Annotated in this window: 19 protein-coding genes; 3 read left to right on the top strand and 16 right to left on the bottom strand. The window is 39.7% G+C overall.

The genetic code is table 11. From position 1 onward, the window contains the following. Positions 1–18 precede the first annotated feature (18 nt). The gene (locus tag EL079_RS09595) at positions 19–1,233 is read right to left on the bottom strand and encodes a pyridoxal phosphate-dependent aminotransferase (RefSeq protein ID WP_003031210.1); all 1,215 of its coding nucleotides are present in this window, start codon (positions 1,231–1,233) and stop codon (positions 19–21) included. A gap of 151 nt (positions 1,234–1,384) precedes the next feature. Between EL079_RS09595 and EL079_RS09590 the strand changes: the two genes are divergently transcribed. After that, entirely contained in the window at positions 1,385–1,837 is a 453-nt protein-coding gene (locus EL079_RS09590) for a universal stress protein (protein ID WP_003028799.1), read from the top strand. A 45-nt stretch (positions 1,838–1,882) separates the two neighbouring features. On the opposite strand, the gene EL079_RS09585 is transcribed toward EL079_RS09590, so the two are convergent. Beyond that, positions 1,883–3,271, bottom strand: a complete 1,389-nt coding sequence (locus tag EL079_RS09585) for a Cof-type HAD-IIB family hydrolase (protein ID WP_003031203.1) — start codon at positions 3,269–3,271, stop codon at positions 1,883–1,885. A 64-nt stretch (positions 3,272–3,335) separates the two neighbouring features. Between EL079_RS09585 and EL079_RS09580 the strand changes: the two genes are divergently transcribed. Beyond that, a complete protein-coding gene (locus EL079_RS09580) occupies positions 3,336–4,298 on the top strand; it encodes an asparaginase (protein ID WP_003031204.1) in 963 nt (320 codons plus the stop codon). Between the two features lie 318 nt (positions 4,299–4,616). On the opposite strand, the gene recG is transcribed toward EL079_RS09580, so the two are convergent. From recG to celB, 9 genes are all read right to left on the bottom strand, one after another. Beyond that, positions 4,617–6,632 (bottom strand): ATP-dependent DNA helicase RecG, encoded by a 2,016-nt coding sequence (recG, locus tag EL079_RS09575; RefSeq protein WP_003031206.1) that lies wholly within the window; start codon positions 6,630–6,632, stop codon positions 4,617–4,619. Positions 6,633–6,736: 104 nt separating this feature from the next. After that, on the bottom strand, positions 6,737–7,843 hold the full coding sequence (alr, locus tag EL079_RS09570) for an alanine racemase (RefSeq protein ID WP_003031208.1): 1,107 nt from the start codon (positions 7,841–7,843) through the stop codon (positions 6,737–6,739). After that, positions 7,830–8,195, bottom strand: a complete 366-nt coding sequence (gene acpS / locus EL079_RS09565; RefSeq protein WP_026248185.1) for a holo-ACP synthase — start codon at positions 8,193–8,195, stop codon at positions 7,830–7,832. The genes alr and acpS overlap by 14 nt, the downstream gene beginning before the upstream one ends. A 41-nt stretch (positions 8,196–8,236) precedes the next feature. Then, positions 8,237–9,277 (bottom strand): 3-deoxy-7-phosphoheptulonate synthase, encoded by a 1,041-nt coding sequence (locus EL079_RS09560; RefSeq protein WP_003031205.1) that lies wholly within the window; start codon positions 9,275–9,277, stop codon positions 8,237–8,239. Positions 9,278–9,299: 22 nt separating this feature from the next. Beyond that, complete coding sequence (gene secA / locus EL079_RS09555; protein ID WP_003031212.1) at positions 9,300–11,819, bottom strand: preprotein translocase subunit SecA; 2,520 nt, start codon at positions 11,817–11,819, stop codon at positions 9,300–9,302. A gap of 127 nt (positions 11,820–11,946) precedes the next feature. Beyond that, a complete protein-coding gene (locus tag EL079_RS09550) occupies positions 11,947–13,794 on the bottom strand; it encodes an APC family permease (protein ID WP_003031207.1) in 1,848 nt (615 codons plus the stop codon). A gap of 262 nt (positions 13,795–14,056) precedes the next feature. Further along, positions 14,057–15,001: a mannose-6-phosphate isomerase, class I gene (manA, locus tag EL079_RS09545; RefSeq protein ID WP_018543577.1), complete on the bottom strand. Its 945-nt coding sequence runs from the start codon at positions 14,999–15,001 to the stop codon at positions 14,057–14,059. 30 nt (positions 15,002–15,031) lie between these two features. Then, a complete protein-coding gene (locus EL079_RS09540) occupies positions 15,032–15,757 on the bottom strand; it encodes a GntR family transcriptional regulator (RefSeq protein ID WP_003031784.1) in 726 nt (241 codons plus the stop codon). A gap of 33 nt (positions 15,758–15,790) precedes the next feature. Next, a complete protein-coding gene (gene celB, locus EL079_RS09535; protein ID WP_003031790.1) occupies positions 15,791–17,059 on the bottom strand; it encodes a PTS cellobiose transporter subunit IIC in 1,269 nt (422 codons plus the stop codon). A 142-nt stretch (positions 17,060–17,201) separates the two neighbouring features. Between celB and EL079_RS09530 the strand changes: the two genes are divergently transcribed. After that, positions 17,202–18,599 carry a glycoside hydrolase family 1 protein gene (locus EL079_RS09530; protein ID WP_018543578.1) on the top strand — a complete coding sequence of 466 codons (1,398 nt, stop codon included), beginning with the start codon at positions 17,202–17,204 and terminating at the stop codon, positions 18,597–18,599. A gap of 133 nt (positions 18,600–18,732) precedes the next feature. Here EL079_RS09530 and EL079_RS09525 read toward each other — a convergent pair whose 3' ends face one another. The 5 genes from EL079_RS09525 to EL079_RS09505 all read right to left on the bottom strand — a co-directional run bounded on the left by EL079_RS09525 (position 18,733) and on the right by EL079_RS09505 (position 23,555). Continuing rightward, positions 18,733–19,053: a PTS cellobiose transporter subunit IIA gene (locus EL079_RS09525; protein ID WP_003031767.1), complete on the bottom strand. Its 321-nt coding sequence runs from the start codon at positions 19,051–19,053 to the stop codon at positions 18,733–18,735. A 10-nt stretch (positions 19,054–19,063) separates the two neighbouring features. Further along, complete coding sequence (locus EL079_RS09520; protein ID WP_003031794.1) at positions 19,064–19,378, bottom strand: PTS cellobiose transporter subunit IIB; 315 nt, start codon at positions 19,376–19,378, stop codon at positions 19,064–19,066. A 209-nt stretch (positions 19,379–19,587) separates the two neighbouring features. Continuing rightward, entirely contained in the window at positions 19,588–21,348 is a 1,761-nt protein-coding gene (locus EL079_RS09515; protein ID WP_003031741.1) for an ABC transporter ATP-binding protein, read from the bottom strand. After that, the gene (locus tag EL079_RS09510) at positions 21,338–23,104 is read right to left on the bottom strand and encodes an ABC transporter ATP-binding protein (protein ID WP_003031770.1); all 1,767 of its coding nucleotides are present in this window, start codon (positions 23,102–23,104) and stop codon (positions 21,338–21,340) included. Before EL079_RS09510 ends, EL079_RS09515 begins: the two co-directional genes overlap by 11 nt. Continuing rightward, positions 23,097–23,555, bottom strand: a complete 459-nt coding sequence (locus EL079_RS09505) for a MarR family winged helix-turn-helix transcriptional regulator (protein ID WP_003031754.1) — start codon at positions 23,553–23,555, stop codon at positions 23,097–23,099. The genes EL079_RS09510 and EL079_RS09505 overlap by 8 nt, the downstream gene beginning before the upstream one ends. Positions 23,556–23,687: the final 132 nt, after the last annotated feature.

The raw sequence follows: 23,687 nt of genomic DNA, 5'->3' as shown, positions 1-23,687 counted from the left end.
CCTTTCAGCTGCTCTTCATCATCTCCGATATTGACTTAAGAAACGAGTCATTTTCTCTTGAATTTGTGCCAATTCATCTACACGAGGCAGATAAACAATACGAAAATGATCTGGGTCTTTCCAGTTAAAACCTCGTCCATGCACCAGTAAAATCTTTTCTTGCTTTAAGAAATCCAGCACGAATTGCTCATCGTCATCTACTCGATACATTTCCCTATCAATTTTAGGAAAAATATAAAGCCCCGCTTTAGGTTTGGTTGCCGACAAACCCGGAATTTCATTGATAGCCTTGTAAATAAAATTCCGTTGCTCATAAATACGACCACCAGGAAGCAACAATTCATCGACTGATTGATAACCGCCGAGTGACGTTTGTACCACATGCTGAGATAAGACATTTGAACACAACCGCATATTGGATAGCATATTCAGCCCTTCAATATAATCTTTTACGTGATATTTAGGACCAGACAGTACCATCCATCCGACACGAAAACCAGCAATACGATGTGATTTAGACAAGCCGTTCATGCTGACACAAAAAAGGTCAGGAGCCAAACTTGCGATAGCCGTATGTTTCTCACCGTCCATCACTAAACGGTCATAAATCTCATCTGCAAAAATAATCAAGTTGTTTTGCCGCGCAACCCCAACAAGTTCTTCTAACACCTCTTTAGGATACAAAGCTCCTGTCGGATTGTTTGGGTTGATAACGACAATAGCTTTTGTATTAGAAGTAATTTTCGATCTAATGTCATCAATATCTGGGTACCAATCAGCAGCTTCATCACAAAGATAATGAACAGCATTCCCTCCCGCTAAACTGACCGCTGCGGTCCAGAGAGGATAATCCGGCATAGGTACCAGCACCTCATCGCCATTATCTAACAAACCTTGCATAGACATGACAATCAACTCGCTGACTCCATTTCCAAGGTAGACATCGTCAATATCAACATTTGGAATATTCTTTAACTGGCAATATTGCATAATAGCTTTCCGAGCAGAAAAAATCCCTTTCGAGTCTGAATAGCCCTCACTATCACGCGCATTCATAATCAAGTCATGAATCACCTCATCTGGCGCTGTAAAACCAAACTCAGCTGGGTTTCCTGTGTTCAAACGGAGGATTTTCTCACCGTTGGCACGCATCCGCATAGCTTCTTCTAAGACGGGACCTCGAATATCATAAGCCACATGTTCTAATTTTGTTGATTTATTAAATTCTTTCATCGAATTTTTCCTCATTTCAAAAGAGTCAATTTATTATAACGCAATTTTTCTAAAAAATCTAAAAAACTTCTTGTAAAGTCTGCATGAAAATGCTTTACTTTTTTCATGTAAAGGGTTACAATATAACTAAAGAAAGAATGGAGGTATTCCTATGCTACAAAGATATCAAAACATTATGGTCGCTGTTGACGGTTCTCACGAAGCTGAGCTTGCTTTTGAAAAGGGCGTAAATGTGGCGCTGAGAAATAATTCGCGTTTAACAATAGCACATGTTATTGATACACGTGCATTGCAAAGCGTTTCTACATTTGATGCAGAAGTCTATGAAGAATTACAAGAAGACGCAAAAAAACTCATGGATCAATATGCTGAAAAAGCCAAAGAAGCTGGCGTGGGAAATGTTGTCACAGTTGTTGAAATGGGAAATCCGAAAACCCTTCTTGCCACTGATATTCCAGAAGAACAAAAAGTTGATCTCATCATGGTCGGTGCTACCGGGCTCAATGCCTTTGAACGGTTACTGGTTGGTTCCTCATCTGAATACATCTTGCGTCATGCAAAAGTTGACTTACTTGTTGTTCGTGATAAGGAAAAAACATTATAATACAAAGATAAAGAGAGATTGGCATAAACCAGTCTCTCCTCTTTTTTATTCTTCATTTTTTTCACAATTTCGTTGATAAGCCTGAATTTGGCGTTCAAGCTCTTTTTTGATAGCAGGTTCCGGTGCATAATTTTTTTCCCAATCATCTGGTTTTAAAATTTTATGAGTAACTGGGTCAAAGTGCGCTTTACCATCTGGGAAGAGTTTCCCCATATTCGCTTGGTGTACAATTTCAAATAAACGCTCAGGATCTACTCCCATTAAAACAAAACTACCATAAGTAAAATATAGCATATCAATCAGTGCATCTACTTGTCCAACGAGAGACATCTCTGCGTTACTCTTCTGTTTAACCTTATCGGAAGCTTTATCTATCGCTTTATGCAAAGATTGAACAGACTGATTGAAAATTTCTTCTGACGGACTGGCTGCACGTAAAAATTCCACTAGCTCTTCTACCTTGAAACCTGCACGATGACGAGCACCCTCTGTTGTCCACAGGATGGGCTCTTCCTGCGTGCATTCATCCATTATCCCATGAAATTCTTTAACCTTATTAAAGTGGTGGTCGCTACTGATAAAGACTTTTTCACTCGCTAAAATGCCAAAGTGTTCCAAAGCTTTATGAATCCCGTCCTGACTATTGCTGCTGGTTGTGTGTTTTGCAACTTCTTTCACTCGACTGGTTCCATTTCCCATGGCAATAGACATGCCAACGCCCGCTAACATCTCAACATCATTATCAGAATCACCGAAAGCCATGACTTGATTGATGTCAAAACCGTATTCTTTTCCAACGAGCTTAATTCCTTCTAACTTTGACATTCCTTGATTGACGATATCAGCTGCGAAAGGACTGCTACGAGTAAACTTTAAATCTGGAAAATCCGCTTCGATAGCTTGTGTTTCTTTTGGTGTTGCCAGCATCAGTACTTGGTAAATCGGCTCTTGAATAGATTTCAATAAATCATCCTCCTGTTGAGGAAGTGCCTTACTAATCACATTGTTGAAACTTTTATTGACCAAGTGTGTCATCTTCTTCGGAACAAAACGACTGGTCCATTGAGAAAACTTGCTCATGCCAAAGCTCATGATTTTGGAGCCAATCACTCCTGATTTTGTTCCAAACGAGATTTCTATTTTATGCTGGCGAGCATACTGAATCAGGTGACGCAAACTAGTTTTATCAATTGGCTTCGCAGAAATGACTTTATCTTTTGAAAAAATATATTGTCCATTATAGGTTACTGCAAAGTCCAAATCCAACTGCTCCATAAAAGATTGAACAAAAAATGGACCCCGACCTGTCGCTAAACCAACTAAAATACCTTGCTGTTTTAAACTATGAATCGCTTGTTCTGTGGATTTCAAGACCGTTCGACTATCATTTACTAATGTCCCATCAATATCAAAAAAGACTGCTTTAATTTCCATTCATTTCTCATCTCTTTCTTTTATGATACAATAATTATAGCATAGATTCAGGAGAAGCTCACTTATGACCAAAAGAATTCTAGTTTTACATACTGGCGGTACTATTTCCATGCAGGCGGATACTACTGGAAAAGTCATCACAAACGAACACAATCCCATGAACCATGTTGCAGTTCCTTTAGAAGGCATTCAAGTGACGGCTCTTGATGTTTTCAATATTCCTAGCCCTCACATAACACCACAGCACATGCTGCAATTGTATCAAAAAATCAAGACAGACGGGAAGCATTTTGACGGGGTTGTCATTACTCATGGAACGGACACTCTGGAAGAAACAGCTTATTTTTTGGATACCATGGAACTTCCAGATATTCCTGTCGTCTTGACCGGTGCCATGCGAAGCTCCAACGAACTAGGAAGTGACGGAGTTTACAATTACTTATCTGCACTTCGTGTAGCAGGTGATGACAAAGCACGCGGAAAAGGCGTTCTGGTGGTTATGAATGATGAAGTCCATGCTGCCAAATACGTGACCAAAACGCATACAACCAATGTCGGCACTTTTCAAACGCCAACTCATGGACCACTCGGACTGATTATGAAGCAAGAAATCCTCTATTTCAAAACAGCTGAACCACGCGTTCGTTTTCATTTAGATAAAATTTCTGGGTTAGTACCGATTATCCCAGCCTACGCTGGAATGAAAACTGAACTGCTTGATATGCTAGACTTGGAAAAGATAGACGGTCTCATCATTGAAGGCTTTGGCGCTGGAAATCTGCCACAAGAAGTTGCCCAAAAGCTCAGACAACTTGCGAATTCTGGATTGCCAATTGCACTTGTATCACGTTGCTTTAACGGGATTGCAGAGCCAGTTTACGCTTATGAAGGAGGCGGTGTAAAGTTACACGAATCAGGAATCATGTTTGTCAAAGAGCTGAATGCACCTAAAGCTCGTATCAAGCTGCTAATCGCCCTGAATGCTGGACTTCAAGGACAAGCCTTAAGAAACTATATTGAAGGTTGATTTTACATAGATAAAAAGCTCCGATATTTCGAAGCTTCTTAGGATATTTTATGTTTAGGAGATTTATGAAAAAAGTTTTTAGCTCTTTTGTTTTTAGTTATTTGCCATATATTTCTGATTCCTTTCCTGATTTTTTGAATGTTTTGTTATAATGTACTTTAATGTTTACTGTCATTGGACTTACCTCTTTTTTTTGATGAATTTAGTATAGCCCGAAAAACTTAAAGCAGGCTTATAGATTTCTTTCAGAAAACTTAATTTAAAAAACTTCATCCAAATGGTGAAGTTTTTTGGTTTATATATGATGATAAACTAAAATCAATCCAAGTAGTCCTGCTTGTCCAAATGAAGCGCTACAATATGCCAATCTGCATTCGTTCGCCAATCAGGAGTGGACACAATTTGACTGGCGACTTTTCTGGCCTCCTCTAAAATTGGATAATCCTCTACAATATCTGCCACCTGAAATTCCGGCAAACCGGACTGACGAGTGCCGAAGATTTCACCAGAACCACGCATTTTCAAATCTTCCTCAGCTAAGACAAAACCGTCAGTCGTTTCCGTCATGATTTTCATGCGTTTCTTGCCGGATTCTGTCTTAGGATTGGCTACAAGAACCGCATAAGACTGTTTATCTCCACGTCCTACTCGACCACGTAACTGATGAAGCTGGCTGAGCCCAAATCGATCCGCATCCATGATTAGCATGACCGTAGCATTGGGCACATTGACACCGACTTCAATAACAGTCGTGGAAACCAGAATGTCAATTTTTCCTTTCTTAAAATCCTGCATAATGGTATCTTTTTCTTCGCTCTTCATTTTACCATGTAGCAGAGCTACTTGTGCTTTGTCACCGAAATAAGCCTTTAATTCCTCTTCCAAAGCAATAGCATTTTTCAGATCCAGAGCTTCCGACTCCTCAATCAAAGGAGAGATGACATAGACCTGAGCACCTCGTTGCAGCTCTTTCCTCAACCAATCCAGAACTACTTCCAACTGCTCATGCTTGACCCAACGAGTGATAATCGGCTTACGCCCAGCTGGCATTTGGTCAATAATTGACACATCCATATCACCAAAAGCAGTAATAGCAAGCGTCCTAGGAATGGGCGTTGCGGTCATCATGAGCACATCAGGATTATTTCCTTTTTCCCGCAAAATTCGTCTCTGTCCCACTCCAAAACGGTGCTGTTCATCAATAATCACCAGACCAAGCTGATGATATGTCACACTTTCTTGAATCAAAGCATGAGTACCGACAATCATATCTACCTGACCAGCCTCAATCGCTTCTAGTGCTTGTCTGCGTTCTGTCGGCTTCATTCCTCCTGTCAACAGAATTATCCGTAGTTCAGGAAAAAGTTGGCTCAAACTATCAAAATGCTGCTCTGCCAAAATTTCAGTCGGTACCATAAGAGCAGACTGAAAACCAGCCGTATAGGTAGCATACATGGCTAAACCTGCAATCACTGTCTTTCCGCTGCCGACATCTCCTTGCAACAGTCGATTCATGTGAGTGGGCGCTTGCATATCCTGTAAAATCTCGTTTAGACTGCGCTCTTGAGCAGCCGTTAACTCAAAAGGTAGAGTAGCTTTTTTCTTTTCTAGCAAATCTGCCCGCCAAGGAATAATTAAGCCCTGACTAACATCTTTTGTTTCATGTTTGAGAACTTGCAATTGCATTTGAAAGTAAAAAAGCTCTTCAAACTTGATCCGACGCAAAGCTTGTTTGTACTCTGTTAAGTTTTTTGGAAAATGCATGGCTCGCACAGCCTGACTGCGTTCCACTAACTGATAGCGCTCCAGCAGAATTTGAGGCAGATTTTCTTCCAACAGAAGTTCTAAGCCTTGGTCAAAAGCTGTCTTAATGACTTTCACCAAACTAGCTTGACTAATCCCTTGTGCCACTCGATAGACAGGCTGTAAGTCATCCTCCACTTGTGCTAAGATTTTCATACCTGTCAGACTCGCTTTTGCTTTATCCCATTTCCCGAAAATAGAAATGGTTGAACCAACCTCCACTTTGTCTGCCAGATAGGGTTGGTTAAAAAAATTGACTGCAAGCACCACTTCGCCTTGTTTTATAGTAAAACGTAGACGATTACGTTTATAGCCATAATACTGCACATTGGCTGGCGTAACGACAAGTCCTGAGATAACCGCCTTTTCACCATCTTCCAGTTCTAACACATTCTTACTTTTAAAATCTTCATAGCGAAATGGAAAATAGAGTAGTAAATCCTGTAGGTTTTCAATTCCCAGCCTAGTAAACTTTTCAGCAGATTTCGGTCCTACACCCGGCAGAACCGTTAAAGGTTGGTGTAAATTCATAATTCCTCTTTCAGTTCTGTTTCTTAAGAATTTATAAAAGCAGGCTAAAACAGACACCCTCCAATAGCTCTTTGGATTGTTTCCGACTACTTTTAGATTTCAACTCATTCTTTGTAAACTCTAGGGACGCGGTCGCTGATCAAACAAACCACCTCGTAATTGATGGTTTCCCGTTTTTCTGCCACATCTGTTGCAGAAATAGCTTCTTTACCACTTTCACCGATAAGGACAACTGACGTTCCAATAGGATAAAACTGAGGTAAACGAACAGTAATCTGATCCATAGATACGCGTCCAACAATGGGACAAGGATTCCCGTCAACTAAAACATTAAAGCCTTGCATACCTCGCGTCCAGCCATCAGCATAGCCCAGCGGAATCGTTCCAATATACTGCGAATTTTCACTCGTATAAGTAGCTCCGTACCCCACATCTGCTCCTGCTTCCAGCTGCTTGACATGAACCAATTCCGACACCAGAGAAAGAGCCGGCTTCATTTCATAAGGGAGCTCCAACGTACGACCGCTAGGATTGAGACCATAGATAATATCCCCCAGACGCACCGCATTCATCACAGTCTCTGCATGCCAAAGAGTCGTTGCAGAATTACTAGCGTGAACAATCGGTGGAACGGTTTCTAATTGCCCTAAAATTTCTTTAAAACGTGCCAGCTGAGTTTCAAATTTATGCGTATCTGCTTCATCAGCTGTCGCAAAATGGGTGAAAATTCCTTCGACCTGAGCACCTGCCTTTTCCAAACGATGAATCGCTTCTTGAGCGTCTTGGCTATTTCGAAAACCAATCCGCCCCATTCCAGAATCAATTTTTATATGAACAACCAGTCCAGTTAGGTCTATGTCTGACTTCAAAAGCAAATCAATCCATTCTAAACTAGCCACCGTATAAGTAATCTTGTATTTAATTGCCAACAGAACAGACTGGATAGTTGATACTCCCAGAACCAGAATTTTTTTTAAAATACCAGCTTCTCTCAGCTCTACCGCTTCATCAATATTGGAAACACAAAAGCCATCCACAATTGGCTCAATAGATTGCGTAACAGCGACTGCACCGTGACCATAGGCATCTGCCTTGACAACAGCCCATTTTTCTACATTGTCTGGAATATGCGCTGCAATTTGTTTAATATTAAATTGAATAGCAGCCAAATCCACAATAGCCTTAGTAGGCCGATGATTACTCGTTTTCATGATGTTCCTCCAAAATAACACTAGCTGTAACAATATTACCTGCATGGCTGAGCGACACCCAGACCTTGCCAGAAAAAGGCGACTTAGTAAAAATAGGCGCTCCCTTTTCATTGTTTAAAATTTCTAAATCCTGAAAAGTGACACAACCAATTCCAGTCCCCCATGCTTTAGAAAAAGCCTCTTTAGCAGACCAACGTCCTGCCAAATATTCCATTCTTCGCTTGCCAGAAAGTTTCTCAAACCGTGCAAATTCTGCGGCTGTCAAAACCTTTTGGGCAAAGCGAGCATTTTTTTCATAAACTTTTTGAATAGAAGAAATTTCCTCTATATCAATACCATGTCCTTTAATCATCTTTTTAAAAAGAGTTGAGACTAGTCTCAACTCCATCCTTTTTATTTTTCATTTTTAGATAGGGTAGTATAAATTTCCTTGACTAATCTGACTGTATTATCCCAACCCAAACAAGGGTCTGTGATGGATTTTCCAAACACTTCAGGCTCATTTTGACGGCCATCTTCTAAGTAAGACTCGATCATAAAGCCGCGTACAACTTTTTTGATTTTCTCATTCCAATCACGGTTAATTAAAGTTTGACGGACAATTCGCACCTGTTCTAAATACTGTTTTCCAGAATTATCATGGTTGGTATCAATGATGATAAAAGGATTTTCTAAGCCCATTTTTTCATATTGGTCAATCGTATCCAGCAAATTATCATAGTAATAGTTTGGAATGTTTTTTCCATACTCATCAAGCCCACCACGCAGAATAGCGTGTGCCAAAGGATTCCCTGAAGTTTCTACTTCCTTACCAGCAAACAAGAAACTTTGCTTGTTTTGCGCTGCGTAAATCCCGTTAAACATGACATTGAGATTGCCAGACGTAGGATTTTTCAAACCGGTCGCAACATCAGCTCCACTAGCGACAAAACGGTGTTGCTGATCTTCCACAGAACGCGCCCCAACAGCCATATAAGAAATCAAATCATCTACCAACGGAAGATTTTCTGGATAGAGCATTTCATCAGCTGTCGTCATTCCCGTCTCCGTAATGACACGATAATGTAAATTCCGAACAGCCTTAATCCCATTAATTAAGCTTGGAGCAGCCTTAGCATTCGGTTGATGAATCAATCCTTTATAACCATCGCCATTGGTGCGAGGCTTAGCTGTATACACGCGCATAACCATGAAAATACGGTCTTTCACCTCTTCTTGGAGGACAGATAGGCGCTTTGCATATCCTAGGACAGCCGCTTCATTATCAGAAGAACACGGACCAATGACCAACAGAATGCGGTCATCTTCTCCACGAATAATGGCATTTAACTCGCGATCTCGTGCCTCTTTTTTAGCTAAAGCCTCTCCTTCCAACTTTGATAAATTGCGAACCTTTGCTACATCAATTGGCTCGCTAGTTGCCTTAAATGTCATAATCTCCCCCTCTTTACACTACTTATCTGTGGCGTCCATGACAATTTTTAAATTTCTTACCAGAACCACATGGACACAAGTCATTGCGCTTCACTTTTGTCAAATCAATATCGCTAGGCAAGCCAGAGTGTTGTGCTGCAATATTGCGTGTCGCTGTTGTGCTGATATGATGCTCCGTACGCGGACGTTCTTGCTCGTGAATTTGAGCCTTCATCATTAAACGCGTCACATCAAATTCGATCGAACCAATCATGTCATTAAACATACGGAAACTTTCAGCTTGGTATTCAACGACTGGGTTATTTTGAGCATAACCACGAAGTCCAACTGCGTTCCGAAGTTGATCCAAAGCATCGATATGATCAGTCCATTTGCTATCTACAACGCGTAAAATCAGAACTTTTTGGAATTCTCTGACAGACTCTTCATCGCGAAGTTTCGCCACTTGACTATCGTAAACCTCCAAGGCACGTTTGTATAAATCACCCTTGATATCTTCATCAGACAAGCCTTCTAAATCTGCGATTTCAATAGATTCTTCTGGAACAAGATTGTATTTTGCAAAATTAACAATTGCTTCTAATTTTTCATCTTGTTCTGCACGACTGTTGCCATCCACAAAACGGTTGATTGTTCGCTTCATCATGGCATGAATTTCCGGTGCCAAATCACGATCAGCCGTAATGACATCATAGCGCTGCGCATAGATAATTTCACGTTGCTCACGCATAACATCATCATATTGAAGGACTTGTTTACGTGTATCGTAGTTGTTCCCTTCAACACGCTTTTGAGCTCCTTCTACTTGGCGCGTCAGCATACGAGATTTGATGACAGACTCTTCTTCGCTGAGGTTCATGCGATCCAAAACAGCTTTAATCCGTTCCGATCCAAAGCGACGCATAAGTTCATCTTCAAGTGATAGGTAGAATTGTGATTCACCAGGATCTCCTTGACGACCCGAACGACCACGAAGTTGATTATCAATACGACGGCTTTCATGACGTTCTGTACCAATGACACAAAGTCCACCTAACTCGCGAACGCCTTCACCAAGTTTAATATCCGTACCACGACCAGCCATATTGGTTGCAATCGTTACCGCGCCACGTTGACCAGCATTCATAATGATTTGTGCTTCTTTATAGTGATTTTTCGCATTCAATACTTCATGAGGAACTCCAGCTTCGACTAATTTTTTAGAAATATAATCACTTGTTTCAACTGCTACTGTCCCAACAAGTACAGGTTGTCCTTTTTCATGACGAGCTTTCACATCTTGGACAACTGCTTTAAATTTTGATTCAATACTTGGATAAAGAAGGTCTGGGTGATCAATACGAGCCACCGGACGGTTAGTAGGAATCGGAATCACTCGAATGTTATAAGTTTCGCGGAATTCTTCTTCTTCTGTCTTAGCTGTCCCTGTCATCCCTGACAATTTCTTATACATACGGAATAGATTTTGGTAAGTGATAGAAGCCGAAGTCTTTGTTTCATCCTGAATTGGCACACCTTCTTTGGCTTCAATTGCTTGGTGAAGTCCGTCTGAATAGCGGCGACCTTCCATTGTACGACCTGTAAATTGATCCACAATCAAAATTTCTTGCTCTTCACTCACCACATAGTCAATATCTAACAGCATGATATAGTTTGCACGAAGGGCATTGTCAATAAAGTGAGTCAGTGCTACATTTTCAATATCATACAAGTTTTCTAACTTGAAGTAGCTTTCTGCTTTATCAATCCCAGAGTCAGAAAGTCCAATGGTTTTAGACTGCACATCAATGATGTAGTCATCTTTATTAAGAGACTTCACAAAGCTATCCGCCATGTGATAAAGTTGGTTCGTATCAGACGAAGTTGGTCCTGACACAATCAAAGGCGTACGAGCTTCGTCAATCAAAATGGAGTCTACTTCGTCAACCAAAGCGTAGTTGAGCGGGCGTTGCACCATGTTTTCAGCACGCACCACCATATTATCACGCAAATAGTCAAAACCAATCTCTGCATTGGTTGAATACGTGATATCACATTCATAGGCTTCTTTTTTCTCTGCGGATGACTTTGCAGCAAGGTTGATACCAACAGAAAGCCCCAACCAAGAGTACAGTTCCCCCATTTCCGTTGCGTCACGCTCTGTCAGATATTCATTTACTGTGACAACGTGAACCCCTTCTCCAGACAAAGCGTTCAGATAAACTGGCATGGTTGCTGTCAGGGTTTTTCCTTCCCCTGTACGCATTTCTGGCACATCTCCATGGTGTAAGACAATCCCACCCATAATCTGTACTGGGTAAGGAAAAAGTCCTAACACACGCTTTGCACCTTCACGAACAACCGCAAAAGCTTCATAAAGCAAGTCATCTAATGACTCGCCATTTTGATACCGTTGCTTAAATTCATCCGTCTTTGCTTTCAAAGCTTCATCTGACAAAGCAGCCATTTCATCTTCATACGCCATGACTTTCTTTGCCATTTTTTCTAATCTTCTTAATTCACCTTTATCATTTTCGATAATTTTTCTTAAAATATTCGCCATTTCTTTCCTTACTTGTTACAATTCTTATTTTAAAATGTTCTTTTCATTATAGCATTTTTCACTATATCTTTCAAGAAAATAAAAGGATAAAAACGGCAGTTCCATTCAAAACTACCGTTCTATGTCCTTACTCTTTTAAGTGATAAGAATAACTAGCTACAACAACATTTTCATGCCATCTGAGGAAATATTTCAATTTCAAGCTCATTTGATTGTGTAGCATGTTTTGCCAACTATGATTTGGAATGAATTGTGGTACTAGCACCGTCACGGTATAACCTTTCTTCTGCGCACCACGAGCGATTTTTGTCACATACTGTACAGTTGGTCTGATGATATTACGGTAGCTTGTTTCCACATTTACAAATTGAATATCCGGAAAATATTGTTTAAATTCACTGGCTACTTCTTCATCTTTTTCTTGTGTTTCTTTGGTAGATACATGCATGGCAATCACCTCATCACCAATGCTACGCGCATAATTCATCGCACCGACACTAACACGCGTGACATTTCCAACAAGCACCAAAACCAGATTTCCTGCATAGTCTACGCGTTCAATTTCTTCATTCAAACGCAGCTGTTTCGCCACTTTATTGTAATGATTTTTAATACTCAAGAAAATCCATAATAAAACGATGATAATCGGAAAGAATGGCCAAATATCTCGCAAACGAAAAAGTAGCAAAATCGCTACAATGGTGTAACAAATAGCAGCGCCTAAAATATTTGCTACTGAATATTTCAAGAAATATTTTCCATACTGCTTGCGCCAATGCACGACCATTCCCGTTTGAGAAAGAGCAAAAGGCACAAATACACCAATAGTGTAAAGTGGAATGAGCCGTTCAGTATTCCCATTAAAAATTAGCAAAAGAAGAATAGCACCGATAGCTAAAGTCAGAATCCCATTTGAATAACCAAGGCGTGCTCCTTTTTCCATATACATGTGTGGCATATATTTATTTTTTGCCATATTGTAGGATAACATGGGAAAGGCCGAAAAACCTGTATTAGCCGCTACAGCAAGGATGAGAGCTGTTGACAGTTGGAAAATATAAAAGAGAAGCTGCCCAACAGGTGAATTTCCCAAAATAGCTTGCGCCATTTGAGCGAGCGTTGTAACGCCTTTTACCGGAACGATGCCAATCCAGTAGTTTAAAAAAGTAATACCAGCAAACATGAAACCTAAAATGGCTGCCATAATTGCCAAGGTTTTCGCTGCATTTTCAGCTTTGGGTGTTTTGAAAAATGGTACAGAATTTGAAATAGCTTCCACACCTGTCAGAGAAGCCGAACCACTCGTAAATGCACGTAGCAGGAGCACTAAACTAACACCTGAGATAGATTTTCCAATCGGAGCTGTTGCATGGTAGGATAAATTCCCCAGTAATAATTGCAATAAACCAAAGCCAATTAAGAAAACGGTACTTGCGATGAACAAATAAACTGGAATCATCAGCGAAACCGCCGATTCCCGCAAGCCACGTAAATTCATTAACATTAAAATCAGCACTAAAACAATCGAAATGTGCAAATTATACGGATGCAAAGCAGGAATTGCTGACGTAATTGCATCCGCTCCAGAAGAAACGGATACCGCTACTGTCAACATATAATCAACTAGCAAACTACCACCTGAAACTAGACCAGCTTTTGGTGAAAGATTTTCCGTTGTAACCATATAAGCCCCACCGCCTTGTGGGTAAGCATGAATCACCTGACGATATGAAATGGTTAAACTGGCCAGCAAAATCAGCACCACAATACCAATTGGTAACGACCACCAAATCGCGCCAGCAGATACGGATACCAAAACCAAAACAACTTGTTCAGGACCATAGGCAATCGAAGATAGAGCATCGCTTGACAACATAGCCAGAGCTTGCAGTTTTGTTAATAAGTTCCCTTCTTCTCCCTCATCGCTTGATTTCAAAGGTCGACCAATAAAAATATTCTTCAACTTGGAAAACATCTTTTTCTCCTAAATTTTTCAATATCAGCCATTATAACGCTTTTTTGAAATACTATCAACGTTTTCTGAAAATGACATCATTTTTTAATATAACTGATAATTTCTGCATAAGTAAGAGAGTAAAATAGACTGAAATCATTGCTTGGAAATCATCTGTAAAAAAATAGGCAAACTACTGAACCACTACATCATGATGCTTTAGACTTATAATTTCAAAGAGGTTACGGACTTTTCCCTAACCTCTAATGTTCTATAAAAGCTATTACGGATGACTAACAATCATTTCAAGGTTTTTCCCCTCGAAAGTCCACTCTTCCACATCGCTTGGTAGGATAAAATGGTCTCCTTTTGCAATTGGATACGTTTCTCCATCTACTGTCAGCATCCCTTGTCCTGCCAGCACACTCACTAATAAATAAGGAGCCGTTTTCTCAAGAGTAACTTTTCCTGATACTTCCCATTTGTAAACAGCAAAGAAATCACTAGCTACTAAAAGCGTTGACATCAAATCATCTGCTTTCACCGTGACTGGACGGCTATTGGCCGGCGCACCGATATTGAGCACATCAATGGATTTTTCCAAATGCAGCTCACGCAGATTGCCTTCATCATCTTTTCGGTCAAAGTCGTAGACACGATAGGTAGTGTCGCTAGACTGTTGCGTTTCTAAAATCAAAATACCTGATCCAATGGCGTGCATAGTACCGCTTGGAACATAGAAAAAATCTCCAGCCTTGACTGGCACCTTGGTTAAGAGCTTGTCCCATTCTTTCTTTTCAATCTGCTGGCGCAACTCTTCTCGTGACTTGGCATTGTGCCCGTAGATAATTTCTGCTCCTTCATCTGCAGCAATCACATACCAGCACTCTGTTTTTCCCAACTCCCCTTCGTGCTCCATAGCATAATGATCATCTGGGTGAACCTGAACACTAAGCCAATCATTGGCATCCAAAATTTTGGTTAAAAGCGGAAAAACAGGCTCGCTGCTGTTACCAAATAACTCTCGGTGTTCTGCATAGAGCTGATCCAAGCCCATACCAGCAAAGCGACCGTTTTTAATCGTAGATACGCCATGCGGGTGAGCCGAAATCGCCCAGTATTCGCCTACTTTATCACTGGGAATTTTATAGCCAAATTCATCTCGCAGCTTCGTTCCGCCCCAGATTTTTTCCTGCATAACAGATTGTAAAAATAATGGTTCTGACATCATTCCCTCCTTTAATCTTGCACAAATGACTTAAATATTTTTAACATCTAAAAGAGAATACCCTCTCGTGTCAAAGCGATTGCGGCTTTTCGAATACTCAATCGGACGTCCAGTTTCCAGATAAACAACTTGCTCCACCTGCAAAATCGGATCTGTCTCTTGGCAAGCCAAATAGTTTTGGTCATATTCATCTGGCTTTTCAGCTGTGATATGGCGATAACTTCCGGCAAATTTTAAGTTTAATTCATCCCATAAATAAGCATAGATAGACTGAAGCAAAATGCTCTCATCCAACCCTGGCACCAAGTCACACGGCATATACGTGTGCTCCAACACATAAGGTTGGTCATCAAGCAGACGCAATCGTATAATTTTATAAACTGGTGCCGTTACTTCCACTTGCAGACGCTCTGCAATCTCAGCTTCTGGAAATTCAACTGCAAATTGAATAATCTGGCTCGTTAATTTTCGGTCATCATTTTTTAAATCTTGACTCAAGCCATTGTAGTTATTCAAGCGAAATTTTGAATCTTCTTTATCCCAAAAGGATGAATTTAACACTCTCGTTCCATTCCCTTGTTTGGAAAAAATAAGTCCCTCAATGGTTAAAATCTCAACAGCTTTTTTTATAGTCATTCGGCTAACACCGAATTCTTTTGATAATTCAAACTGAGTAGGCAACATGGAGTCTACTGGGTAGACTCCATTTGCAATTCGATCTCGAAGTATATTTGTTATTTCTTCGTATTTAGGCATAAGATAGCTCCCGCGAATCTCTCTTTCATCTCATTATAATACAGAATCAGGTTGTTTGTCCAGCATACGAAGGAATGGATACCAGATAAGACCTACAATGACCATATCCACCAATTGAAGAATACCTCCTAAAATAGAATTGGTTGCTAGTATTCCGCTAAAGAATACGGGCACCGTCCAAGGAACTGCCACTCCTGTTGGAGCTGGAACAATTCCTACTGCCATCACACTATAGTTAAACGCAGTCACAACAATCGGCGCTAAAACCCATGGAATCAGAATAGTCGCATTTAAAACGATAGGAAGTCCAAAAATAACAGGTTCATTGACATTAAAGATTCCTGCACCAAGCGCAAGTCGGCCAACATCTTTATACATTTTCTTTTTCAGAATAAAAGCCATAATGATAACTACAGCTAGCGTCATCCCAGAACCACCTAAACCAACAGTAAATGTTTCCATAAATGATTTGGAAATAATGTGTGGCAAATGCTTGCCAGCCTGATAAGCCTCTAAGTTATCCAACATCAATGTATTCCAAATTGGATCCATGACAGAATTAACAAGAATTTGTCCATGAAGTCCAAAGAACCATAAAAATTGAACAAAGAAGATTGCAAGCAAAGTTGCCCAGATACTGCGACCCAATCCAACCAATGGTATTTGAATAACCTTGTAAATAATATCATGAAGATTTGCATTGAAAAATCCTGTCAAACCAGCATTGACAAACAGAAACACCACTAGAGTTAACATGGCAGGAACTAAAGCCGCAAATGATTTGGCTACTGCAGGCGGAACGCTATCTGGCATTTTAATCTGCCAACCTTTTTTCGTCGCCCAGCAATAGATTTCTGCTGCTAAGAATGCAACAAGCATCCCGAGAAACATCCCTTTAGCTCCTAAACGATCTAAACTAAGAACCCCTGAAACCTTTGCTCCTTTATCCGTCATCGTGTAAAACGGTGTCAAAAGAAGGAAACTAGAAAAGGAAATAGCTCCACCAAAAATCCCTTCAACTTCATAACTCTTAGACAAATAATAGCCAATACCAAACGTTACAAAAACTGTCATAATTGACATCGTTGCATTTTGTCCACTGCCAAATAGATTAGACAAAGTAGCTTTCGTTGCATCATTGAAAAACGGCAAATTGTTAAATACGACTACAATTGAGCCAAACATCGTTAATGGAAAGGAGAGCATAAAGGCATCCCGCAAAACAGTCAAATAACGATTGGCCGCGAGCTTGTTTGCCAATGGCAATAACTTATCACCGATTTGATCTAGAAACTTGTTCATCAATTATCCCTCTTTTTCTTTTTTGATACTTTAACTATACTATATTCTTCAAAAAATGTCTATACTTTTTAACAAAAAGATTGACTTTTTCCACAAAAGGTATAGAATTGTGTTGTAAAGATTTTTTAAAAGGAGAAAATATATGACATTTTTAACATTTCCAAAAGGCTTTTTCTGGGGAACTGCTTCCAGTGGGCCGCAAACAGAAGGTCGATTTGACGGTGATGGAAAAGGAGAGAATATCTGGGACTATTGGTACAACAAAGAACCTGAAAAATTTTTCAACCATATTGGACCTGATAAAGCTTCCTATAATTATCAGTATTACAAAGAAGATGTGCAACTAATGAAAGCAACTGGACACAATTCTTTCCGCACTTCTATCCAATGGAGTCGTCTAATCCCAGAAGGCGTTGGTGCTGTTAATCCACAAGCCGTAGATTTTTACAATTCATTCATTGATGAACTGATTACAAATGGAATTGAACCATTTATTAACTTATACCATTTTGACATGCCAATGGCACTACAAGCAAAAGGCGGTTGGCTTAATCGGGAAACGGTTGATGCTTATGTAAACTTTGCAAGAACCTGCTTTGACCTATTTGGTGATCGCGTCAAATATTGGTTCACTCACAATGAACCCATTGTCCCCGTCGAAGGTGGCTACCTCTACAATTTCCATTATCCAAATGAAGTCAACATGAAACACGCTGTTCAAGTAGCTTTTCACGAAATGCTAGCCAGCAGCTTAGCTGTCAGAGCCTATCATGAAAAGCAAGATGGTAAAATTGGGATTATCCTCAACTTAACCCCAAGCTATCCGCGTGATGAGAATAATCCCGAAGACGTCAAAGCTGCTCAAATTGCAGATGCTTTCTTTAATCGCTCTTTCTTAGATCCTGCCATCAAAGGCGAATACCCTGCTGATTTGATTGCTCTTATTAAGGAACTAAATATGGTGCCAGAACACACAAATGAGGATTTAAAGACCATTAAAGAAAATACCATTGACTTGCTTGGTGTCAATTATTACCAGCCACGTCGAGTTCAAGCCAAAGAAAACTCTGCTGATAAAGATCCGCAGAATCCTATGCCAGATGATTTCTTTGACTACTATGATATGCCAGGAAAAAAAATGAACCCTTATCGCGGTTGGGAAATCTATGAAAAAGGAATCTACGACATTATGATGAATGTTCGTGATAACTATGGAAATCTTCCTTGCTATATCTCAGAAAATGGTATGGGGGTTGAAGGTGAAGAACGTTACATCAACGCAAATGGTCAAATTGAAGATGACTATCGTATCGAATTTGTCAAAAATCATCTTCGCTACCTTCATCAAGCTATCCACGAAGGAGCTAATTGCTTAGGATACCATATGTGGACTTGTATGGATAACTGGTCTTGGAATAACGCCTATAAAAATCGCTATGGTCTCATTGCTGTTGACCTAGACAAACAAGGCAAGCGAACCATTAAAAAATCAGGTTATTTCTTTAAAGAACTGTCTGACAAAAATGGTTTTGAAGATTAAATTTAGCAAAACTCCCCAAGGGTTCCGATACCTTGGGGAGTTTATGCTAAATAAAAGATAAAAAATAAACCTATAACATGTAACTAATTCACACAAATACTATAAGTTTATTCTTAGGAGGTTTATAAATAAATTATTTTTCTTCTAACTTTTTATATAATTCAAGCATCTCTAATGCCACTTCACGTAATGTCATTGTTGTCATCAAATGATCCTGTGCATGAACCATGATGATCTCAATCTTAATCTCAACGCCACTTGCGTAATCTTGCAACAATTTCGTCTGTGCGTGATGTGCTTCAACCAATTCTGTATTCGCGGCTTCCAATTTTTGAGAAGCTTCATCGTAGTGACCAAGTCGCATCGCTGCAAATGCTTCGTGTACTGTTGCACGCGCAGTTCCACTATGAAGAATGATTTCAAATGCTACTACTTGTAATTCTTCTGTATTCATAACATCCTCTTTATAGATTGTCTGTGACTACTTTAGCCAGAGCTGCGACTCCTGTTGGGATTGGAACATAGGCTTGAGGTGGAATTTGAACAACTGGACGTCCAACTTTTTCTCCGAGGTCAGCAAATTGTTTGAAATACATTCTTGTTTGAGGACTAATTAAATAAAGATCAAATGTGGCAGATTCAATTACTTTATTTCCTTCTGTTGCTCCAATTGCTTCAACAGTAATATCTTGTCCTTGACCTTGAAGGTATTCAGTTGTCTTTTTAGCCATGAGAGAAGAAGACATCCCTGCTGCACAGATAATTAACGCTTTTGTCATGAAATTTCTCCTTAAAATTTTGTATATGAGGTAAGTTTTTATTAACAAATTACCTATCATTGAAATTAGTATAGCACAGTTTTTATTAAATGTCTAGTCTTTTATATATAAAGATTATACTTTTTCAAAAATTTAATAACAAAAAACTCTTTCCGGTCAAAGTTTGACTAGAAAGAGTCCCTATTGTAATTTATCGTTTGTCATTTCCTTTACGCATACTCTGCGTCTTCATCGAATTGACTATTGTAAAGATCAGCATAGAAGCCATTTTCTTCCATCAATTGATCGTGATTTCCTTGTTCAATGATATTGCCATCTCGCATAACGAGAATCAAATCAGCATTACGAATTGTTGACAAACGGTGAGCAATGACAAAGGAAGTTCGTCCTTCCATTAGTTTATCCATCGCTTTTTGAATCAGCTCTTCCGTCCGTGTATCAACAGATGAAGTCGCTTCGTCCAAGATAAGCAATGGAGCATCTTTAAGAAGGGCACGCGCAATGGTCAACAATTGCTTTTGCCCCACAGAAAGACTGACTGTGTCATCCAACACTGTATCATATCCTTTTGGCAAAGTCTTGATAAAGTGATGAACCCCAACAGCTTTGGCAGCTGCCACAACTGCTTCGTCAGAAATATTTTTCTGATTGTAAATCAAATTTTCCTTAATCGTTCCCTCAAATAACCAAGTGTCTTGGAGAACCATGGAGAAGGCATCGTGTACCTCAGAACGTTTCATTTGCTTCGTATCAACACCGTCAATTGTAATGCGACCCTTATCAATCTCATAAAATTTCATGAGCAAGTTGACAATGGTCGTCTTCCCAGCACCGGTCGGACCGACAATGGCAATTTTTTGCCCTGCTTTTGCATTGGCAGAGAAATCATGAATAATCGTTCGATCTGGATTATAACCAAAGAATACCTTATCAAAGGCAACATCTCCTTTTAGGGTCGTGAGTTGTTGCGCTTTGTGTTCATCATTTTCCATTTCAGGCTCTGCTAAAAATTCAAATACGCGTCCCATAGCAGCGCTAGCTTGTTGAAGAGTAGTAATCCCTTGTGCAATTTGTGACAACGGTTGAGAGAAAATCCGTACATATACCATAAAGGCAACAATCGTTCCCATAGTGACATCGCCATTCAAGGCCATGCTCGCCCCAACCAAAACAACCATAACGTAACCGAAGTTCCCTACAAACATCATAAGCGGCATCATAATCCCTGAAATGAATTGTGATTTCCACATACTGTTGTAAAGGTTAGTATTAAGTGTTTGAAAGGCTACTTTGGATTCGTCTGTGGCATTGTAGCTGACAATGACATTATGCCCAGAGTACATTTCTTCCACATAGCCATTGACGCTGGCAAGATTTTCTTGTTGCGCTCGGAAGAATCGTTGAGATTTTCCCATAATCAAAGCAACAAAGGCAAAGCCAATCAAGACTGAACCAATCGTTACAAAGGACAAGACCACATTATTGTAAAACATCATAAAGAGAACTGCAATGAGAAGCAAACTTGATGAAATCACCGTTCCCAAACTTTGGTTCAAAGATTGCCCAACAGTATCCACGTCATTTGTGACCCGCGAAAGAGTATCTCCTTGAGAATGACTATCAAAATACCGCAATGGTAATTTATTGATTTTTTCAGCAATAGCTGTCCGCAAGCGTTTGGAGAAATGCTGAATAACAGATGAAATGATAAAAGATTGAACGTAATTTAACAAAGCACCTGCTGCGTACAAAATCGCTAAGAAAAGAGCAATATTAGAGATCGCCTGCAAATCAATCTGACTTCGCATTCCTTCTGTGATGAGGTTCGTAATTTCTTTTAATTTGTCCGGTCCATAAACTGTAATAATACTAGACACTGCCGCTCCCACAAATGCAATGAGCAATGGAAACTGGAATCCTTTGATATAGGGTTTCACTTGGCTAAATAAAGATGATTTTTTATTTTCCATTTTCCAATTCCTCCTTTGATAATTGTGAGTAAGCAATTTCTTGATAAACTTCGTTGGTCTCTAGTAGCTCTTTGTGAGTCCCTTGCCCAACAACCTTCCCTTTATCCAATACCAAGATCTGATCAGCATCCATGATCGTTGAAATCCGCTGAGCTACAATCAATCTGGTTGTAGCTTTCACTTTTTTCGCCAATTCTTCTCGCAAAATACGGTCTGTCTTATAGTCCAGTGCTGAAAATGAATCGTCAAAAATCAGAATTTCAGGTTTCCTAGCAAGTGCACGCGCAATCGCCAACCGCTGCTTTTGACCACCAGAGAAATTGGTTCCGCTTTGTGCAACCTCTGAGTGCAGACCACCTTCTTTTTCTTCAACAAATGATTTCGCTTGTGCCAAGTCCAACGCAGACCACATTTTTTCATCATCCAATGGACTTTCATTGCTTTGTCCAAAATCTAAATTACTCTTTATATCACCAGAAAAGAGAACAGCTTTTTGTGGAATGTAGCCAATTTTATTATGCAAATCTTCCAACTGATAATCTTTTACATTCACGCCATCTACTAAAATTCTTCCTTCTGTCACATCATAGAAACGAGGAATTAAGCTGATTAAAGTGGATTTCCCAGAACCGGTTGAACCAATGAAAGCCACCGTTTCGCCTGCTTTGGCTGTAAAGCTGACATGCTCAATGACAGCCTCAGAATTTTTATCATAGCGGAAAGACACATTATCAAAGACCACTTCTCCTTTAATATCTTTAGCTTCTTTAGGGTGTTCTGGAGACTCAATCGTTGAATATAAATCAAGTACTTCATTGATCCGCCCAGCAGATACCAAGGTACGAGGTAGAATGATAAAAAGAGCACCCATGAGCATGAAGCCCATCACCACTTGCATGGCATAAGACATAAAGACTACCATATCACTAAAGATAGGCAAGCGCTCTGGTAAAGCTGCATCTTGAATCAAGTAAGCACCAATCCAGTATATTGCCAAGGTCAAACCACTCGAAATCCCCATCATAATCGGATTTAAAATAGCCATGAGCCGACTAACAAAGAGATTCAACCGAGTCACTTCATCATTTGCCTCTGCAAATTTGTCATCTTGATAGTCTTCAGCATTGTAAGCCCGAACAACACGAATCCCTGTTAGACTTTCACGCGTAATACTATTTAACTTATCAGTCAACCGTTGAATAACAGATTGCTTTGGAAAGGCCAACGTCATCAAAACTGTCGTCATAATCATATTCACAATAACTGCGACAATAACTGCCCAGAGCCAGTATTCTGATTTCCCAATGATTTTTGTAATCGCCCAAATCGCCATAATCGGCCCACGAGTCACGACTTGCAAGCCCATAGTAATCATAAGTTGAATTTGCGTAAGATCGTTGGTTGTCCGCGTCAAAAGACTCGGAATAGAGAATCTCTTAATCTCAGCATCTGAATAATCCAGTACACGATTGAAAATATCTGACCGCAAACTCGTTGTAAAGCTAGCCGCCAATCTAGCCGCAATAAAGCCAACTGTCACAGCACTAAGAAAGCTCGCAAAAGACAATCCAATCATTTTCAAACCTGGATTCCACAAGTCAGAAACTACTGTTCCTTTCGTTTGGAGGAGTTCCGTAATTTTTGAAATATAAGTCGGAACCTCTAATTCTAAATAAACTGTTAAACAAGTAAACAAAATGCTGATGACAATCATCCCTACTTCTTTGACAGTTAAACGTTTAAACAATTTAAACATTCGCTTCTCCTTTTTCTAATTTTTCAATATTCTGGTAAAATTTCCCCATCACTTGAAAAAAAGTAACCAAATCTTCTTCTGAAATATCTGTCAATAGGCAACGATCCATTTCATCAAAAAAATCACGAATTTTATTCATGCGCTCTTTTGATTCCGGCGTTAAACGAATAATCTTAGCGCGTTTATCGGTCTCACTCACTTCCAGATAAATCAAGCCATTCTTCACCATCCGCTTCATTAAATTACTGGCAACGGACTTAGTAATGCCCAACTCCTGCTCAATATCTTTAATAAAGGTCATCTTATCACAGTCTTCGCGGTGATTCACAAAATGCAATACCTGCCCCTGCGGACCCGCCATAAATTCAATTCCTCGCTCTTTGGCAATTTTTTGAATCATTAGATGTGTTTTTCGTCCAAATCGCTTGAATTCCAATAATGGTTTTTCCATTTTGACTTCCTTTCAAATAGTTCTCTAGAGAACCAATTGGTTTCCATGAGAACTATTTTACTATAATTTAAACGAATGTCAAGAAAAAAGTTCCTATGAGAACTATTTTTCTGACCAATTAAAAACCCAGTA

Source organism: Streptococcus anginosus (assembly GCF_900636475.1).
Taxonomy (GTDB): Bacteria; Bacillota; Bacilli; order Lactobacillales; family Streptococcaceae; genus Streptococcus; species Streptococcus anginosus.
Note: the sequence above shows the minus strand (reverse complement) of the source record. Positions and strands in the feature narration are given on the sequence as shown.